Below are 18,139 nucleotides of genomic sequence, written 5' to 3'. Positions count from 1 at the left end.
CGTATATAGTATTCTATATAAGAAAAATTTTAGTAAGGAGAAGATAATTATGAAGTTATTTAATTCAATATTATCATCTATGAATGATTTTTTGTATGAGAATATATTAATCGTGTTATTAGTAGGGGTTGGTATATTCTTTACAATTACTACAAAACTTGTACAAATTAATATGATTCCTGAAGGATTTCGTACACTTTTAGAAAAGAAGGAAGACAATAAAGAAGGTGTGTCCTCTTTTCAAGCGCTAATGATATCTACAGCTTCAAGAGTTGGAACTGGTAATATAGCTGGTGTAGCTACTGCACTAGCGGCAGGTGGTGCAGGCTCTATCTTTTGGATGTGGTTATTAGCGATAATCGGAAGTGCTTCTGCATTTATAGAAAGTACATTAGCACAGATTTATAAAGTAAAAGATGAGAAGGGGTATCGTGGTGGCCCGGCTTACTATATGCAAAAGGCTTTGGGTCAGAGATGGCTAGGTATCTTATTCGCTATCTTACTTATAATTTGTTTTGCTTATGGGTTTAATGCATTGCAAGCATATAATATTAGTTCAGCATTTGAATATTATGTACAAACTGACAATGCAAAAGAAGTTGCTGCTATCATTATAGGAATTGTATTGGCTGTGATTACTGCATTAACTATATTTGGTGGAATGCATCGTATCGGTATCATTACATCTTACTTAGTACCAATTATGGCAGGAATTTATATTCTTCTAGGTATTTATATTACCATTGCAAACCTAGATAAAATGCCTGAGATTTTTCGCACCATCTTTTCTGAAGCCTTTGATTTTAAAGCGCTTTCAGGAGGGTTAGCAGGTACTTGTGTTATGCATGGTATCAAACGTGGTTTATTCTCCAATGAAGCAGGTATGGGCTCTGCACCGAATGCTGGTGCAGCAGCAGAGGTATCACACCCAGTAAAGCAAGGTTTAGTACAAATGATTTCTGTTTATATCGATACCTTAGTCATTTGTACTACAACAGCTATGATGATTTTAGTTTTTGATGGATATGCAGATGGATTAACAGGAATTCCACTAGTACAAGAAGCATTAAGATCTCAAGTAGGTAGTTTAGGAATTCATTTTATAAATTTATCGATTTTCTTATTTGCATTTAGTTCTGTAATTGGTAACTACTCCTATGCAGAATCAAATATTAAATTTATTAAAAATAATAAGATAGTATTATTTATTTTCCGTTGTTCCTGTCTAGTTGCAATTTTATTTGGAGCAGTAGCAAGTTTTGATATGGTATGGAACTTAACCGATGTGTCCATGGGACTAATGGCAATTGTAAATATTATCGCAATCGTGTTGCTTTATAGATTTGCTATAAAAGCACTTAACGATTATAAAGAACAAAAAAGACAAGGAAAGGATCCCGTATTCCATGCAAAAAAACTCGGTATTAAAAATACGGATTGTTGGGATTAGAACTTTAAAGAAAAAAGATTCGACCTTGACAAAATTCTATGTAATGTTATAGAATGAGACTTAACATGAATATTGAACGAACAAAGATTAGGAGTATTAAGAGTTTTGGTGTTCTCAGAGAACTGTCGGTAGGTGCAAGACAGTAACATTCGGCTCCCAACTCGCCTAGGAGTTCCTTGATTGAACCATATGGTTATCGCATATAGTAGGTCAAGGCGGGAAATCCCGTTATAGATATATGAGTGCAGAACGTTATATAGATGTTCTGAACTAGAGTGGTACCACGAATGGACTATAAGCCTTTTCGTCTCTAGATATGGAGATGAAGGGGCTTTTTTTATTTATTAACACTCCGCTATGGGATTCAATATTCAATTAATAAAGTACTAGGTAGAACAAAATATGTTCTATTTCAATAAGGAGGAAATATCATGTCAGTTACGTACAATCCAAAAACGATTGAGAAGAAATGGCAAGGCATCTGGGAAACAGAAAAAGCCTTTAGGGCGGGAGATGATTATTCAAAGCCAAAATTCTATGCATTAGTTGAATTCCCTTATCCATCAGGACAAGGTCTTCATGTAGGTCATCCAAGACCATATACAGCACTTGATATCATTGCAAGAAAAAGAAGAATGCAAGGGTATAACGTATTATACCCAATGGGTTGGGATGCTTTTGGTCTTCCAACAGAAAACTATGCAATTAAAAATCACATTCATCCAAAAGAAGTTACGAAGAGAAATGTAGCTAATTTTAAAAGCCAGTTACAAAACCTAGGTTATTCTTTTGACTGGGATCGTGAAATCAATACAACAGATCCAAACTACTACAAATGGACACAATGGATATTCCTTAAATTGTTTGAAAAAGGGTTAGCTTACAAATCAGAGATGCCAATCAACTGGTGTACTTCTTGTAAGGTAGGTCTTGCAAATGAAGAAGTAGTAAATGGTAAATGTGAACGTTGTAATAGCGAAGTTGTTCATAAGGTTAAGAGCCAGTGGATGCTTAAAATCACAGAATATGCAGACAAATTAATCAACGACCTAGATGAAGTTGATTATATTGATAGAGTTAAGGTATCACAAAAGAATTGGATCGGCCGTAGCGAAGGTGCAGAAGTTGACTTCAAATTAGCAGGAAGAGAAGACAGCTTACGTGTCTACACAACTAGACCAGATACATTATTCGGTGCAACTTACATGGTAATCTCACCAGAGCACCCTATGATTGATAAATACAAAGAAGAAATCAATAACTTTGATGCAATCGTTGAATACCGAGATTTAGCTGCTAAGAAATCCGATTTCGAAAGAACAGAGTTAGTTAAAGAAAAGACAGGTGTGTGTGTCAAAGGAATTACAGCAATTAATCCTGCAAATGGAAAAGAGATTCCAATCTGGATTTCTGATTATGTATTAATGACATACGGAACAGGTGCAATTATGGCAGTTCCAGCACATGATGAACGTGACTGGGAATTCGCTAAGAAATTCGACCTTCCAATTATCGAAGTAGTAGCTGGTGGAGATGTTCAAGAAGCAGCATTTACGGATACAGCAACAGGGAAATTAGTGAATTCTGATTTCTTAAATGGTATGGAAGTAAAAGATGCAAAAGTTAAGATGATTGAATGGCTTGGTGAAAAAGGCATTGGTAAAAAGAAAGTAAACTTCAAATTAAGAGACTGGGTATTCTCACGTCAAAGATATTGGGGTGAACCAATTCCACTTGTACACTGTGATTGTTGCGGATATGTTCCAATTCCAGAAAGTGAACTACCATTACAACTTCCTGAAGTAGAGACATATGAGCCAACAGATAATGGTGAGTCACCACTTGCCCATATGACGGACTGGTTAAATACACCTTGTCCAAAGTGTGGAAAACCAGCGAAGAGAGAAACCGATACTATGCCACAATGGGCTGGATCATCATGGTATTTCTTACGTTATATTGATCCTACGAATACAGAAGCTTTCGCAAGCAAAGAAGCACTTGACTATTGGATGCCAGTAGACTGGTACAATGGTGGTATGGAGCATACAACACTTCACTTATTATACTCTAGATTCTGGCATAAGTTCTTATACGATCAAGGACTAGTAAGCACCAAAGAGCCTTATCAAAAGAGAACTTCTCATGGTATGATTCTTGGTGAGAACGGTGAGAAGATGTCTAAATCTCGTGGAAATGTTGTAAACCCAGATGACATTGTAGATGAATTCGGTGCGGATACACTTCGTACGTATGAGATGTTTATTGGTGCTTTTGAATTAAGTGCAGCATGGTCTCAGGAAGGTGTTAAAGGTTGTAGAAGATTCCTAGATCGTATCTGGAAACTTCAAGATATGATTGTAGATGGAGAAGAATATTCGAAAGAATTAGAAACTAAGATGCATCAAACAATTAAGAAAGTAAGTGGGGATTTTGAAAATCTTAAATTCAATACTGCAATTGCTGCAATGATGTCTCTTGTTAATGATTTCTACAAAGCAGGTAAGGTTACAAGAGGAGAATTTAAGACCTTATTAATCTTAATGAATCCTGTAGCTTCTCATATGACAGAAGAACTTTGGGAAATGATGAATTACGGTGGAAGATTGTATGAAACAACTTGGCCAAAATGGGATGAAGAGAAAACAGTTGAATCTACAATTGAAATTGCAGTTCAAGTTAATGGTAAAGTAAAAGATACAATAACTGTAGAAAAAGAAGAAGAACAAGATAGCGTTAAAGAAAAAGTATTCGCTTCTGATTCTGTTAAAGCAGCAGTAGAAGGAAAGAATATTGTGAAAGAAATCTACGTTAAAGGTAGAATCTATAATATCGTTGTGAAATAAGAAATAAATTATAAAGAACCAAAAAGTTAGATTTTTTAAGCAAGGCAGTTTTGACTGCCTTGCTATTTTGTTTGCGCGACATAGGCGCTCTTACAGGTGAAAGTCCTGAACATGCCCAGGTAGTGGGAAATGTATAGCTGAATAGCAAGGGTGTCTATCGTGAGGTAGAATTTGAAAGAAGCTGTAGGCAAATCTCTGATCCGATGGACAGAAATCGCATATAAGGCTAGGCTCTGAGAGATAAGTTGGCAAAAAACAACGATGTCTGATTACTACCACATTTGTTGGAGCAGTGTAGATGCGGTGGATATATGGAGGAAAGAGCGTGCACCTTAAGCGTGGAGGTCTCACAGCGGTTTCATTAGCCGAGTAACAACGAACTGTGAGAAGTCAGCCGAGCCCATAGTAGTGAAGTTTTTTGATTCATGTGCAAAAGTTGATAGAAGTCTAGCTCAATTAATAGAAAGGAAATAGGAAATGTAAATGGAAAAGAATCTTAAATTTGTCCATAAGTTATCGGAGAAAGAGATCGTAGAAGTAAAGCAACTTGAAAAAATAAATAAAGATGATAGGAATGTTTATTATAAACTATGTCCTCAATCATTGGATGGAACAGATGAAAGTGTATATCATATCTTATTTGAAGAACAGGGAAGACTCACCGCATATATGTCATTAAGTACTTATGATATTGATGAAATGGAAATCACACCAATACTTAATGGAGATAAAGATAAATTTTTGAAAATGTATCAGTTGGCGATTGATAAAGCGAAGCAATTTAAGGCAAAAAAAATATTGGTGATAGTGGATGAAAATGACAGTTCCATGATTGGAATTTTAAATGATTTAGGACTGAATTATACATTTTGCGAATATAGAATGGTTTTTGATGGAAGAGAGTATCATCCAGCAGTTGAATCCATTGACAATGAACTTTCAATAAAAGATGCAGGTTCTGAAAATATAAAACAAGTTACATATCTTGATCAGAACGGATTTCGTTGCAGCGGAGAGTCTTCGGACGAAGATATGGGTGACGTTAATTTGACCGATATTAAATTAGTCTTTTGGAAAAATAATATTATTGGAAAGATCAAAGTGGAAGAAAAGGATGGGGTTTTTGCCATATATGGCTTTGTTATTGACCCGAACTATCGCAGAAGAGGCTTTGGGAAAAAATTTCTTAAAATTATAATTAACAGTATTTTGAAAACTGATTATAAGGAGTTATATTTAGAAGTGGTTTCGGAAAATATAGCGGCCTATACCCTCTATATCTCACTTGGTTTTAATAAACAGTCAACATTTAACTATTATGAATATGAGCTAAAGAATGAATAGAATATAATCTTGTTTATAAAGTGTTGAAATGATGGAGTACAAAAATGGCTTTGCACCTGATGTGATTGGCATTTCTTTTATGTTACAATGTGCCCATCATTTACCATGGATTATAAAGTTCTTAAAAAATAAATTTTTCTCCTTATTACGCAAAAGTCTGGTTTCGTAATTAAAAATGATTATGAAGCCAGACTTTTTACTTTGAGATCTCAATAGGGCTAGAAAATCGAAAGTTTTCACTGCCCTTGCTAAATGCCAAGTTCTTTTTGGTTTAAGACTATAATTAAATTTCCTGCGATAGAAAGGAGAGGAGCGAGGATTTATGTAACTCATTCTTATTTTATTTCATCATCATACGTTTCATCATATCTAACTTCATCTTATCCTGTGGAGACATATCCTTACTAAGAACCTCAACAAGAAGTTCATTCTCTTCCTTTGTGAAACTTAGGTTTTGAGCTCTAAGCTTTGTATTAGCATTCATAATAAATGGTAAACTTTGATCAAGGGGTTTACCTTCCGCTTCATTGGCAAGATCAACAAGAATAGCAAGCTTTCTTGGATCAATATGTTCCATAGCGGGATGATTAATCCAGGATAAATCTTTCATTTAATGGATTCCTTTCTTTTGGGGGATTTTGTTAGTCGATTGTGAAACTAATGTACATGTAAAATCAAGCTAAATCAGGAGTAATATCTTCTGGTAAGGAATCTAAATATAAATCATTTGGATCTTCCTGTGCATTCATCATTTCCATAACATGTAGATTATTCATAGTGGGAGGAGTCATGGAGTTACGAGAATTCATTCCACCACGATGCATGCTGTTTCTGGCATTATTAGCGGGAGCTGAAGGTCTGGATGAATTAGTTGGATTCATATTTCCCATAGGGGTTGCACCGTTCCCATTATTAGAAGAACTCTTGTCGTTATTCACGTTCATATTATTCATACCATTCATCGCATTCATCGCATTCATAATATTCATAGCATTATTCATACCATTGTTCATACTATTATTCGTAGTATTATTAGAATTATTGTTCATGGCATTCATAATATTCAAAGCATTATTCATACTACTATTCATATTATTATTCGGGCTATTGTTCATAGTGTTATTCATGTTGCTATTCATATTGTTCGCGTTATTGTTCATAGTATTATTATTCATACCATTAGTAGGATTCATATTATTCATTGCATTCATGGTATTCATAGTGCTCATCATGTTCGTGATATTATTAAAGCTACTACGTTGAACAGGTGTCATAAAACTATCCAACATTTCCTTCATTAAAGGATTGTTAAGAATCGAGTTCATATTGTTCATACCACTATTTGCATTAGAATTATTTTGGTGACGTCCATTACCTCTACCTAAGCTAGCTGCACTTAATGTAGATTCATTTGCCTCTTTTGTTTCGTTTGCCATGGTTGCAGCTACTGTTTGATATGTCTGATAGAAACGTCTAGCATGAATAGTGTTGAGGAGCATATTGATAATATCGGCTTCTCGTGGATAGCATACATTTTTAATGCTTGATAATAACCCTTCCATATCAAAGCCCTCTTTAGAGTTCTCCATACTACAAGCAGAGAGTTCGGGTTCTGGATTTTGTATAGTCTGCATTAGTTCAGACACCTTAAGAATAACATTCATAGATTGTTGATTTGTACCACTTGCATATGGCATAGCGGCACGAATTAAATCAGCTTGATGGCTGAAACCTCTTGGTTGATTCTCCTCGCGATGGTTTTCATTTTGTTTTGTTTGGCTGCTATTGTAATTTATAAAGGGGATTTCGTTCGTAATATTTTCAGTTGTAAGATCTGGCATAGGAATTGTGTTTTCACTCATATTAGAAAAGACAAATATTTATTATAAGAATATCTGCCCTGCCTCCTTATATTAGTTTATTAGTAATATATATGAAAGTCTGGGAGATTTATTCTTGCCTTTTTAGGGACAATTTATCAAGATGAGCTGATATAGAAAAAGACAATTATAGAACTCAATAAGGAATGAGTTTATAATTGTCTATCGTATAGTAGTAGAAGCATATTTTAGTTTGGATATATTAGATTTTCTTCTTTAATTTGATATAAAATATTAGTTAAATAACGGTTTGCTAGATATTTTGCCATATCTAGATTTTGGTCTAGGTAGTTTCCGCAATTAATAGCAGCAGCACCTGGAATTTCACCTTCAAAATCACGAATGAATTCGAACATCTCTGTAATTAATGGAACAATATCTTTGGATTCGTAATCACCAGCTAATAGAAGGTAACAACCTGTTCTACAACCCATTGGTCCAAAGTAAATAACCTTGTTCGCATAATCAGCGTGATTACGTAAGAAGGTAGCAGCCAGATGTTCGATTGTGTGAAGTTCTGCATTGTTCATAACAGGTTCATAGTTTGGTCTAGTCATACGCAAATCAAATGTAGTAATAACTGATTCACCAAAAGTATCTTTTCTTGATACATAGATACCTGGTAGAAGTCTTAAGTGGTCTATTGTAAAGCTTGCTATTGGTTTCATTAGAATCCCCTTTTCATGTATAGTTTTGTTCGTTAAATATATATAGCGCTATTATAATCCCTAGAAGCAACTTTGATACTTCTCATAAGCTATATTATAACATATATACAAGAGGATAGGCAAGATGTCTAATCTTCTCTTAGTAGAAAGGGATTATTGTCTTGATCATAAAAGGTGAACATCTTACCATATGGATATACCATCAATTCGGTTACTGTAACACCTTTGTTTTTTAGCGTGGTATGAATCGTTTCGATAGCTTTTGTTGTAAGGAAAACAGAAGGATGTGTAAGTGGTGTGTTTGGATTTTGCTTTTTCATCAATTCTTTTTCATATAATACGAAAGATGTTTTAGAATCTCTTGATGGAGCTACTTCTAGCCAAGTCATTCCAGGTCCCATCGTTTGTTCAAAAGAAACAACAAAATCCATCTTATCTAGCCAGAAAGATTTGGCTTCAGCTTGATTATTAACATATAATGTAATCTTTGAAATTGCTTCTATCATAAAATTTCCTTTCTTAATAAATTAATTTTCTAACTGAGTTCATTATGTGTAAAATAAAGTTTTGATATTCTGTAAGAGTAACAAAAAAATTGCTTTTTACACACAATACTATAGATTTATGGTAAACTAATTCTAGTATAGCAATCAGTTACTTGGAGAAAATAAAAGTATGGATTATTATATTCAAATCATTCCTATTCTTGGATTTTTAATTCATAGTAAGAAAATTAGACCTTGTAAAGGAAAGAGGTGTTTTTATGTCTAAAGTGGGTAAAACAATGAATTCTGTTGCTGAAAATGTAGTTAAAGCAGGTGGTGTTGTAACCAAATCCGGTGGTGAAGTTATCAGTGAGATTGGCAAGAAGGTCGGAGTTTCAAAGGATATTTGCAATAAGGTAGAAGATAAAGCGGATATGCTAGGAAAGGATATGTACTATGCCAGTCGCAAAATTGGTAACAAAGTAGAAGATAAAACAGATATGCTAGGAAAAGACATGTACTATGCTAGTCATAAAATTGGTAATAAAGTAGAAGATGTAACAAAAGATATTGTAGATAGTACTAAGAAAGTATATGAGAATATAGCAGACAAAATGAAATAATTAATATGCTTAGATTAACTGAATGACAATAGAAATGCCAGATTACGAATCGAACATACTCGTCTCTGGCATTTCTGTTTTATATTGTGTTTGATAGTTAATAATAACCTACATAGCGCAATCGATACTTAGGAGAATTACTGTGACAACACTTCACGCCATTTATCATCATAATAAGCCGTCATGGCATCTCCAAGATACTTAAAGGTTTCACAGTTACTAATTGTTGCACTGTCAGGGAAAGCAATTGTACTATTACGAATATCTTCGTCTTCAATTAAATCCCTAGCAGCAGTATTAGGTGTTGAATACGTAATGTAGTCGAAGTTTAATAAAGCAATATCTGGTCTACATAAGAAGTTGATGAATTTTTCAGCATTTTCTTTGTTTTCGCTGTTCTTAGGAATTACCCATCCGTCTATCCAAATGTTTGACCCTTCTTTAGGTACCACATATTCAAGATCTGGATTTTCACGTCTCGTGTAAATTGCTTCACCGGAATAGATAATACCGATAGCGGCATTGTTACCAATCATCTTATCTCTAACTTGATCAACTACATAAGATTGAACAAGTGGTTTTTGTTCTTTAAGAAGATTTGTAGCCTCCTCAAGTTCATCTCTATCCGTTGAATTTAGTGAGTAACCTAGATATTTTAAAGCGATTCCCATGGCATCTCGAACACTGTTAATCATAAGAATGTTATTTTTATATTTTTCATCAAAGATGGCACTCCATGAATCGATTGGTTCATCTACCATAGTTTTATTATATAAGATACCTACAGTACCCCAACAATAAGGTATAGCATACTTGTTTCCTGGATCAAATGCTTCTGCACTCTGTAAGTAGTCTTTACCAATATATTTGATGTTTGGAATATTATCATAATTGAGTTCTGCAAGTAAGTCAGCTTCAATCATACGTTGAATGGTATAATCAGACGGACAAACAACATCGTATTTGACAGCACCAGTTTCAACTTTAGAATACATTTCTTCATTCATTTCGAATTCATCATAGACTACATCAATTCCTGTTTCTTTTTCAAACATAGTAATAACTTCAGGATCGATGTATTCACCCCAGTTATATACATTTAAAGTGTTTTTACCGCTAGTAGTTTTCATACCAGCAAAAGAACCAACTATTAATGCAGCGATAACTATAAGAATGATAGCAGGTTTAAAGATTCTAAACTTAGAATTTGATTCTTTTTGAACCGCTTTCTTTTTCAATCTTTTATTTATCTTCTCTTCTGAAGGAGTACGATTAATTAAGATTAACAAAGTAAGAACAGAGACGAATAGAAGTGTAGATAATGCATACATCTCTGGTTTAATACCCTTACGTACTTCTGTATAAATCTTAGTTGATAATGTGTTAACTCCAGGACCTTTTGTAAAGTGTGTAATTATGAAGTCATCTAATGACATTGTAAATGCTAATAAGAATCCGGACATGATTCCAGGAAATATGTCTGGAAGAATAACTGTACGGAAAGCATACATGTGTGAAGCACCAAGATCAAGTGCTGCTTCATAAGTACTCTTATTAGTCTGCTTTAATTTTGGCATAACACTAAGAATTACATACGGTATATTGAATGTGATATGTGCAATTAAGACGCTTGTAAAGCCAAGTGTATAGTTAATTGCTACGAAGATAAGCATTAATGAGATACCAGTTACAATATCTGCATTAAGCATTGGTATATTGGTAATTCCCATCATTATGGTACGAGGAGAACGCCTCATACTGTTCATAGCAATAGAAGCAGCAGTACCAATTATCGTAGCGACCAAAGCAGAAACAAGTGCAAGTACTAAGGTTGTATAGAGTGCATTCATAATCTGTTGATTGGCAAATAGTTCTTTATACCATTGTAATGTAAATCCACCCCATTTTGCACGGGACTTTGATTTGTTAAAGGATAATACAATCAAAACTGCAATTGGCGCATAGAGGAATATGAACATTAAAGCAATATATAATTTTTGCGTTATCTTTTTTACCATATATTCGTACCCTCCGAATCTTTATCATATTTCGCAAGGATAGCCATACTTAATAGGATGAATACCATTAATACGAGTGATAGGCCTGAGCCTACATTCCAACGACTAGAACGGAAATCTTGTTCAATTATATTACCAATTAAGAGAATCTTACCACCACCTAAGATATCTGAGATTACGAAGGTTGTAAGTGCTGGCACGAATACCATTGTAATACCACTAACAACACCTGGTAAGCTAAGTGGAAAGATAATTTTAGTGAATGTTTGTGTACTGTTCGCACCAAGGTCTCTTGCTGCGTTGATAACATTCAGATCCAATTTTATCAAAGTATTATAGATTGGTAATACCATGAATGGAAGGAAGTTATATACCATACCAAGGATGATAGCACTTGGAGTATTAATAATATCGATTCCAGGGATTCCAAGGTATCCAAGTAGTGTGTTAATTACACCGTTCTTCTCAAGTAATGTTTGCCAAGCTAATGTACGTAATAGAAAGTTCATCCACATTGGAAGAATGAATATGAGTACGATGAAACTGTGACTATTCATCTGCATCTTTGATAGAATCATTGCAAGTGGATAAGCAAGAACTAAACAGATCACCGTACTAATTAAGGATAGTTTTAGAGAAAGGAGAAGAGCTTTCATGTTATCGTGATTCGCTATGTTTTTCACATTCTCTAGAGTGAAACTTCCAGAATCAGTAGTTACTCCATAGTATACAACTAGAATAAGTGGAATAATGATAAATGCAGCCATCCAGATAATATATGGAGTGGCAAGCCACTTCTTCTTATTCATCTAGAATCACCGCCTCTTCATCATCCGATTCTGGTTTATTCATAATCTGAATATCGAATGGATCAACGTGAATACCAACTTCACTGCCTACCGGTGATAAATCTGTGCTATGAACAAGCCACTCATGGCCGTTTGCCATAACTTCCATCTCATAATGAACACCTTTGAATATCAATGATGTCACGCGGCCTGTAATGGTTCCTTGTTCAGGAGCTACTAAGTCAATGTCCTCTGGACGAATTACAACGTCAACAGGTTTATTCTTTCCAAAACCAACGTCAACACATTCAAAGTTTGTGCCGAGAATATTAACTAATTTATCTTGAATCATAGTTCCAGCGATGATATTACTTTCTCCAATGAAGTCAGCAACGAAAGCGTTCGTTGGCTCGTTATAGATATCTTCAGGTGTACCAATCTGTTGAATGTAACCTTGATTCATAACGACAATCGTATCTGACATTGTCAATGCTTCCTCTTGATCATGGGTTACATAGATGAAAGTAATCCCTAGTTCGTTCTTAAGACGTATTAATTCATACTGCATATCTTGACGAAGTTTTAAGTCTAGAGCACCAAGCGGCTCATCTAGTAGAAGTACTTTTGGCTCATTAACGATAGCACGAGCAATTGCGATACGTTGCTGTTGACCACCGGATAGAGAATCTGGTTTACGATTTTCGTAACCATCAAGATTTACAAGCTTTAATGCATATTTAATTTTATCGTCAATATAACTTTTACTTTTCTTTTTGATTTTAAGCCCGAATGCAATATTCTCTGCAATAGTCATATGAGTAAATAGGGCATATTTTTGGAACACGGTGTTTAATTGTCTTTGGTTTGGTGGAAGTTTTGTAATATTCTTACCATCAAAGATAACATTACCTTGATCAGGATTTTCAAATCCTCCAATAATACGTAATGTAGTTGTTTTACCACAACCACTTGGACCAAGTAGAGTAAGGAATTCGTTTTCCTTAATATAGAGATTTAAATCGTCAAGGACGATGTTGTCGCCATATGCTTTTGTTATGTTCTGTAAATCGATTAATTTATTCATCGCTATACCCATGCATAGACATTGCATGGCTCCTTTCATAAGTTAATTAAAAGCTAGGAGGTGTCGAAACCCATATAAGACTTGCACCTGTCTTAGAAGAAGCAGTAAGATAGTGTTTCTTATTCGGAGTAAAATAGAAGGCTTCGCCTTTCTTTGCTTTGTAGGTTTTGCTTCCAATATGAATGGTAATACTTCCGTTTAATACGTAACCGAATTCTTCCCCCTCATGTGGGTTATCTGGATATGTAGAACCTTCAGGTTCTAGAGTAAGTAGAATCGGTTCCATCATATTTTTTTGCGCATTGGGTATTATCCACTGTATTTCATTCTTTAATTCGCTATCGTATTTTTCAAAGTAATCTGATTTATGAAAAACGACTTGTTCTGAGGTTGTATTCGAGAAGAATTCTTCAAGGTTTGTCCCAAGACATTGTAAGATATCAACTAAAGTTGCAATGGAGGGAGACGTTAAATCTCTTTCAAGTTGTGATATGAATCCTTTTGACAGTTCTGCTCGGTCTGCCAGTTCTTCCTGCGTAAGATTCTTTTGAATACGAAGCTCTTTGATCTTATGACCGATTTGCATGGTGATTCACTTCCTTTTCATAGTTCAATTGTATATAAAGCAATTGGTATTGGTTAGCATAACTACACTTTGAGTTTAGCGTTGCTAAACTTACAGCATATTTTATTATACACAGATTATATGGAGTGTCAACAAAAAAATACATAAATCATGGAATTTAGAATTAATTTATTAAAAACTGTGCAAAGCTTTGATTTTAAAGGGATAAATACGATGTGGATTAGATAAAAATTCCATGTGAGTTAACTAACACTAAACTTTAACCAAGCATTATGGTAAACAAAAAAGGACAAAAAAAAGATAAAAAAAATGAAAAAACAGTAGTCATGATGACTTATATGGTCATTCTGGCTACTGTTTGTATATAGATTATTTTTGATTGTTCAGAGCCAAATCGTAGGTTTTTCGAGATTGGCTCTGAACAGTATCATTAGTTCTTATAAAATTCTTGAATCTTATCCAGACGAGAAGCCATGTTTTGTAAAAGTAAATCTACTAAGGTTAGCGCTACCATAGATTCAATAACGACAACGGCTCTTGGAACAATGATTGGATCGTGACGACCTTTTATATTAATTTCGATATTTTTGTTAGCTTTATTCACGGTATGTTGTGTCCTAGCAATAGATGCGGTTGGTTTAATAGCAGCACGTAGAATGATGTTACTACCATCACTCATGCCGCCAAGTATGCCACCTGCATGATTGGTTTCTTTGGATAATGTACCATCTTCATAATGAAAGGCATCATTATTGGCATCACCAAGCATAGAAGCAGACTTAAATCCGTCTCCAATTTCGAATCCCTTAACAGCTCCAACCGACATAACTGCTTTTGCTAGGTTAGCATCTAGTTTTTCGAATACGGGTTCACCGATACCAGCGGGCATTCCTGTAACGACGCATTCAATTACGCCACCAACAGAATTACTTTCATTCATCTTCTCAAGGAGAAAATCTTCTGCTTTCGCTGATGCGTTAAGATCTGGCATATAAAGCGAACTTTGCATAATATTTTGTAAATTAAGATTGGTATAGTCAATTGTAATTGGTCCAATCGATCGTGTGTACGCACTAACATGGATATTCAGACTATCAAGGATAGCAAGAGCAATTGCACCAGCCGCTACACGAGCAGTTGTTTCACGACCAGAAGAACGACCACCACCACGGTAATCACGAAAACCATACTTAGAATCGTAGGTATAGTCAGCATGTCCTGGACGATAATAGTTAGCAATTTCAGAATAATCCGAAGAACGTTGTGTTTGATTCATAACTACCATAGAGATTGGTGTACCTGTAGTACGACCTTCGAATACGCCAGATAAGATTTCTACATAATCATCTTCTTTACGAGGAGTAGAGTATTTGGTTTGACCTGGCTTTCTTCTATTAAGATAAGTTTGAATATATTCTTCAGATATTGTAAGACCTGCGGGGCAACCATCTACAACGACACCAATTCCTTTGCCGTGTGATTCTCCCCAAGTAGATACTTTGAACATAGTGCCTAATGTTGAACCTGCCATAATAACACCTCTTCTTTCTATTAATTAATTTATAGTAATGTTTTTGATGTGTTTAGTATATAATATGTAAACAAATGCCGAATTAGCACCGTTTGAATTATTATAAGGGAAAATTAGAGGAATAGTCAATGAATATGTGGACATTTCTACTTATTATTTCATATATTATAGAGTGAACTGAAGTGAGTCAAGTGCACGAGCATCATGCTTGCATGAATCGTGGTCAATTGCCTATAGCATGAATATTCGCGTAAGGAGGAACAGCATTATGGATAACTATTATAGTAAGATGACTCAAGATGAGATAAATCAGTGTTACCAACGGTATGCTAGTATTGAAACGGAAGATAATGTTAATACGATTGAAAAAAAAGATAATGTTAATACGATTGAAAAAAAAGGTAGAAGAGAAGATTCGGAAGTAATCATTGATGAAACAACAATTTATGAAATCGATATGGATTGTTATGAATGTATTCAAAAGAGAATGAAGAATAAGAAGAATAATCTTTAAAGCTTATAATCATATTGTTATTACAATTGAAAGTATACTTTGCAAATTGCTTATTGGCATGAATAAAAGAGACCATCGAAAAATCGATGGTCTCTTTGGATGTTAATTAGCAGAAGCTATTTCCGCCACAAAGACAAAGAATAAGAATAATCCAGATAATACTTCCACAGCCACTGTCATTACCGCAACCATTGTTACAGCTATTGCCACCGAAGCCGTTACCGCCACAACAGAATAAGAGGATAATAATTAAGAAACAGCTGTTACCACCAAAGATTCCTCCATCGTTACTACATCCACATCCACATCCAGCACCACAGTTTGTTGCTGCTAAATCACTCATTTTAGTTCCTCCTAAAATTAATTAACTTACAATTGTATCTTATGTGCGACTGCTTGACTGCTTTACTATATTTTATAAAGTTTCAAAAAGTTTTGATTGATTTTATTCGAGCATTTTTTGTGTTTCGGAAGATAATAAGACACATGTAATTAAAATGTGAGCAAATAGAAATGTTTCATTTTAAATTCGAATATAAATATACTTAAATAAACTAAGGAAATTATTTTGCAAAAGCTTATTCATATGTTAAAATAATTAACATGTCAAGTAAGATTTTTTTGCTTGTTGCTATGACATGATTAAATGGGTACATTGTACCGTTACATAATAAATGAGCGATAAAGGATAATAAGGAGAATAGGTATGTCAAAAGACGAAGTGAAAAAATTATTTCATAAGAACATTATGTTAATTGGGTTTATGGGGACAGGAAAGAGTACGGTATCATCCTATCTAAGCAAATGGCTTGATATGGAAGAAGTAGATTTAGATGCTATGATTGCCACGAATGCTAAGATGAGTATTCCAGAACTATTCGAACAATATGGTGAAGCATATTTTCGCGATTTAGAAACAAAGGCATTACTTGAAGTGCAGGAAAGAGAACAACTAATTGTATCTTGCGGTGGTGGAATCGTCTTACGTGATGAAAATGTGAATGCAATGAAGGAACATGGAAAGATTGTTCTATTAACAGCGACACCAGAGACAATCTATGAACGTGTTAAAGATAATAAAAGCAGGCCAATATTGAACGGAAACATGAATGTAGAATACATTGCAAGGTTGATGGAGAAGCGTAGAGAACGTTATCTTCACTGTGCTGATATTATTATTGATACAGATAACAAATCGGTTAAGCAGATAAGTGAAGAGATGATTCAGAAACTATTCGTATAGAAATCATTAGCTAAATTAGAAATCCCTCATATTATGATAGTAAGAAAGAGTGGTATACAGTGCTCGAAATTACTGGAGGGCATATGGATGAATCGAGCTCGAGATATTGTGCATGCAAAAGCATCGTATGTGAGAGGGATTTATGGGAATCGAATCGGCGTGGCGGTTGTTGATACTGGAATAATGGCACATCCTGATTTTGTTACAGGTGGTAATAGAATTGTAGCTTTTAAAGATATGATTCACGGAAGAATCGATATGTATGATGATAATGGACACGGAACACATGTATCTGGTATTATAGGGGGGAATGGCACAGCTTCTGATGGAAAATATATGGGAATTGCACCGAAATGTAATATAATAGGTGTGAAAGCTCTTAATTATAAAGGAAATGGTAATGTTTCTGATGTCTTAACAGCTTTTGATTGGATTATGGCTAATAAAGAGAAATATAATATACGAATCGTTAATATATCTGTTGGTTCAACTTCTGATGAGAATGCAAGTGAGCATTCAAGTTTAGTGGTTGGTGTTGATGAGCTTTGGGACCAAGGATTTGTTGTAGTTGTAGCTGCAGGCAATAATGGACCTGGACCAAGAACAATCTCAATGCCTGGGATTAGCCGGAAAGTGATTACAGTAGGGGCAAGTGATGATAATGTATCGGTTGAAGTTTTCGGTACAAAGACTATTGATTATTCGGGAAGAGGACCCACATTAGCATGTGTGAAAAAACCAGATGTTGTAGCGCCTGGAAGTAATATCATATCTTGTTGTCCTCCTAAGAATGATAACCATTCTAATAGAAGCTTGTTATTTGGAAGACCAAGAAGTGATCCCTATGGTGGATTATATACAACGAAGAGCGGAACCTCAATGGCAACACCATTAGTAACAGGAGGGGTGGCATTACTGCTCTCTGCATATCCAGATATGACGAATCGAGAAGTAAAGATTAGAATTAAGAATAGTTCTACTGATTTAGGATTACAGCATCAACAACAAGGTTGGGGACTTCTAAATATAGAGAAATTAATACCATAATATTGAAGGATACTTGCAATAATGATAAAGTT

Annotated in this window: 17 protein-coding genes and 1 other annotated feature; of the genes, 7 read left to right on the top strand and 10 right to left on the bottom strand. The window is 34.7% G+C overall.

Annotated elements, in window-relative coordinates:
• Window positions 1–49: 49 nt before the first annotated feature.
• The 3 genes from BUB90_RS19900 to BUB90_RS19890 all read left to right on the top strand — a co-directional run bounded on the left by BUB90_RS19900 (window position 50) and on the right by BUB90_RS19890 (window position 5,640).
• Window positions 50–1,450 carry an alanine/glycine:cation symporter family protein gene (locus tag BUB90_RS19900; protein ID WP_073290734.1) on the top strand — a complete coding sequence of 467 codons (1,401 nt, stop codon included), beginning with the start codon at window positions 50–52 and terminating at the stop codon, window positions 1,448–1,450.
• A 74-nt stretch (window positions 1,451–1,524) separates the two neighbouring features.
• Window positions 1,525–1,765: a binding site (T-box leader), on the top strand.
• A 116-nt stretch (window positions 1,766–1,881) separates the two neighbouring features.
• Complete coding sequence (gene leuS / locus BUB90_RS19895) at window positions 1,882–4,296, top strand: leucine--tRNA ligase (protein WP_073290733.1); 2,415 nt, start codon at window positions 1,882–1,884, stop codon at window positions 4,294–4,296.
• Between the two features lie 483 nt (window positions 4,297–4,779).
• Complete coding sequence (locus tag BUB90_RS19890) at window positions 4,780–5,640, top strand: GNAT family N-acetyltransferase (RefSeq protein WP_073290732.1); 861 nt, start codon at window positions 4,780–4,782, stop codon at window positions 5,638–5,640.
• 340 nt (window positions 5,641–5,980) lie between these two features.
• Here the strand turns inward: BUB90_RS19890 and BUB90_RS19885 are convergent, their stop codons facing one another.
• From BUB90_RS19885 to BUB90_RS19870, 4 genes are all read right to left on the bottom strand, one after another.
• Complete coding sequence (locus BUB90_RS19885) at window positions 5,981–6,250, bottom strand: hypothetical protein (RefSeq protein WP_073290731.1); 270 nt, start codon at window positions 6,248–6,250, stop codon at window positions 5,981–5,983.
• Window positions 6,251–6,314: 64 nt separating this feature from the next.
• Entirely contained in the window at window positions 6,315–7,481 is a 1,167-nt protein-coding gene (locus BUB90_RS23145) for a hypothetical protein (RefSeq protein WP_084139392.1), read from the bottom strand.
• A 227-nt stretch (window positions 7,482–7,708) separates the two neighbouring features.
• Window positions 7,709–8,188, bottom strand: a complete 480-nt coding sequence (locus BUB90_RS19875) for an S-ribosylhomocysteine lyase (protein ID WP_073290730.1) — start codon at window positions 8,186–8,188, stop codon at window positions 7,709–7,711.
• Window positions 8,189–8,316: 128 nt separating this feature from the next.
• The gene (locus tag BUB90_RS19870) at window positions 8,317–8,694 is read right to left on the bottom strand and encodes a VOC family protein (RefSeq protein ID WP_073290728.1); all 378 of its coding nucleotides are present in this window, start codon (window positions 8,692–8,694) and stop codon (window positions 8,317–8,319) included.
• A 257-nt stretch (window positions 8,695–8,951) separates the two neighbouring features.
• Between BUB90_RS19870 and BUB90_RS19865 the strand changes: the two genes are divergently transcribed.
• On the top strand, window positions 8,952–9,296 hold the full coding sequence (locus BUB90_RS19865) for a hypothetical protein (protein WP_073290725.1): 345 nt from the start codon (window positions 8,952–8,954) through the stop codon (window positions 9,294–9,296).
• 137 nt (window positions 9,297–9,433) lie between these two features.
• Here BUB90_RS19865 and BUB90_RS19860 read toward each other — a convergent pair whose 3' ends face one another.
• The 5 genes from BUB90_RS19860 to aroC form a co-directional block, all read right to left on the bottom strand.
• Window positions 9,434–11,314, bottom strand: coding sequence for an extracellular solute-binding protein (locus BUB90_RS19860; protein ID WP_073290723.1), 1,881 nt, complete (start codon window positions 11,312–11,314; stop codon window positions 9,434–9,436).
• Window positions 11,308–12,123, bottom strand: coding sequence for an ABC transporter permease (locus BUB90_RS19855; protein WP_073290721.1), 816 nt, complete (start codon window positions 12,121–12,123; stop codon window positions 11,308–11,310). Before BUB90_RS19855 ends, BUB90_RS19860 begins: the two co-directional genes overlap by 7 nt.
• Window positions 12,116–13,186: a spermidine/putrescine ABC transporter ATP-binding protein gene (potA, locus tag BUB90_RS19850; RefSeq protein ID WP_073290900.1), complete on the bottom strand. Its 1,071-nt coding sequence runs from the start codon at window positions 13,184–13,186 to the stop codon at window positions 12,116–12,118. Before potA ends, BUB90_RS19855 begins: the two co-directional genes overlap by 8 nt.
• A 46-nt stretch (window positions 13,187–13,232) precedes the next feature.
• Window positions 13,233–13,772, bottom strand: a complete 540-nt coding sequence (locus tag BUB90_RS19845) for a helix-turn-helix domain-containing protein (protein WP_073290719.1) — start codon at window positions 13,770–13,772, stop codon at window positions 13,233–13,235.
• A 430-nt stretch (window positions 13,773–14,202) separates the two neighbouring features.
• Window positions 14,203–15,303 (bottom strand): chorismate synthase, encoded by a 1,101-nt coding sequence (aroC, locus tag BUB90_RS19840; protein WP_073290717.1) that lies wholly within the window; start codon window positions 15,301–15,303, stop codon window positions 14,203–14,205.
• A gap of 268 nt (window positions 15,304–15,571) precedes the next feature.
• Between aroC and BUB90_RS19835 the strand changes: the two genes are divergently transcribed.
• Entirely contained in the window at window positions 15,572–15,817 is a 246-nt protein-coding gene (locus BUB90_RS19835) for a hypothetical protein (protein WP_073290716.1), read from the top strand.
• A 106-nt stretch (window positions 15,818–15,923) separates the two neighbouring features.
• On the opposite strand, the gene BUB90_RS19830 is transcribed toward BUB90_RS19835, so the two are convergent.
• Window positions 15,924–16,160: a hypothetical protein gene (locus tag BUB90_RS19830; protein ID WP_073290714.1), complete on the bottom strand. Its 237-nt coding sequence runs from the start codon at window positions 16,158–16,160 to the stop codon at window positions 15,924–15,926.
• A 363-nt stretch (window positions 16,161–16,523) separates the two neighbouring features.
• Here BUB90_RS19830 and BUB90_RS19825 point away from each other — a divergent pair, with 363 nt between their 5' ends.
• Together BUB90_RS19825 and BUB90_RS19820 are read left to right on the top strand one after the other, a co-directional pair.
• On the top strand, window positions 16,524–17,060 hold the full coding sequence (locus BUB90_RS19825) for a shikimate kinase (RefSeq protein WP_073290712.1): 537 nt from the start codon (window positions 16,524–16,526) through the stop codon (window positions 17,058–17,060).
• An 87-nt stretch (window positions 17,061–17,147) separates the two neighbouring features.
• Window positions 17,148–18,107, top strand: coding sequence for a S8 family peptidase (locus BUB90_RS19820; protein ID WP_073290711.1), 960 nt, complete (start codon window positions 17,148–17,150; stop codon window positions 18,105–18,107).
• Window positions 18,108–18,139 lie beyond the last annotated feature (32 nt).

This window comes from Anaerosporobacter mobilis DSM 15930 (genome assembly GCF_900142955.1).
Lineage (GTDB): Bacteria > Bacillota > Clostridia > Lachnospirales > Lachnospiraceae > Anaerosporobacter > Anaerosporobacter mobilis.
The sequence above is the reverse complement of the archived record's forward strand: the minus strand, read 5'-3'. Positions and strand labels throughout refer to the sequence as shown.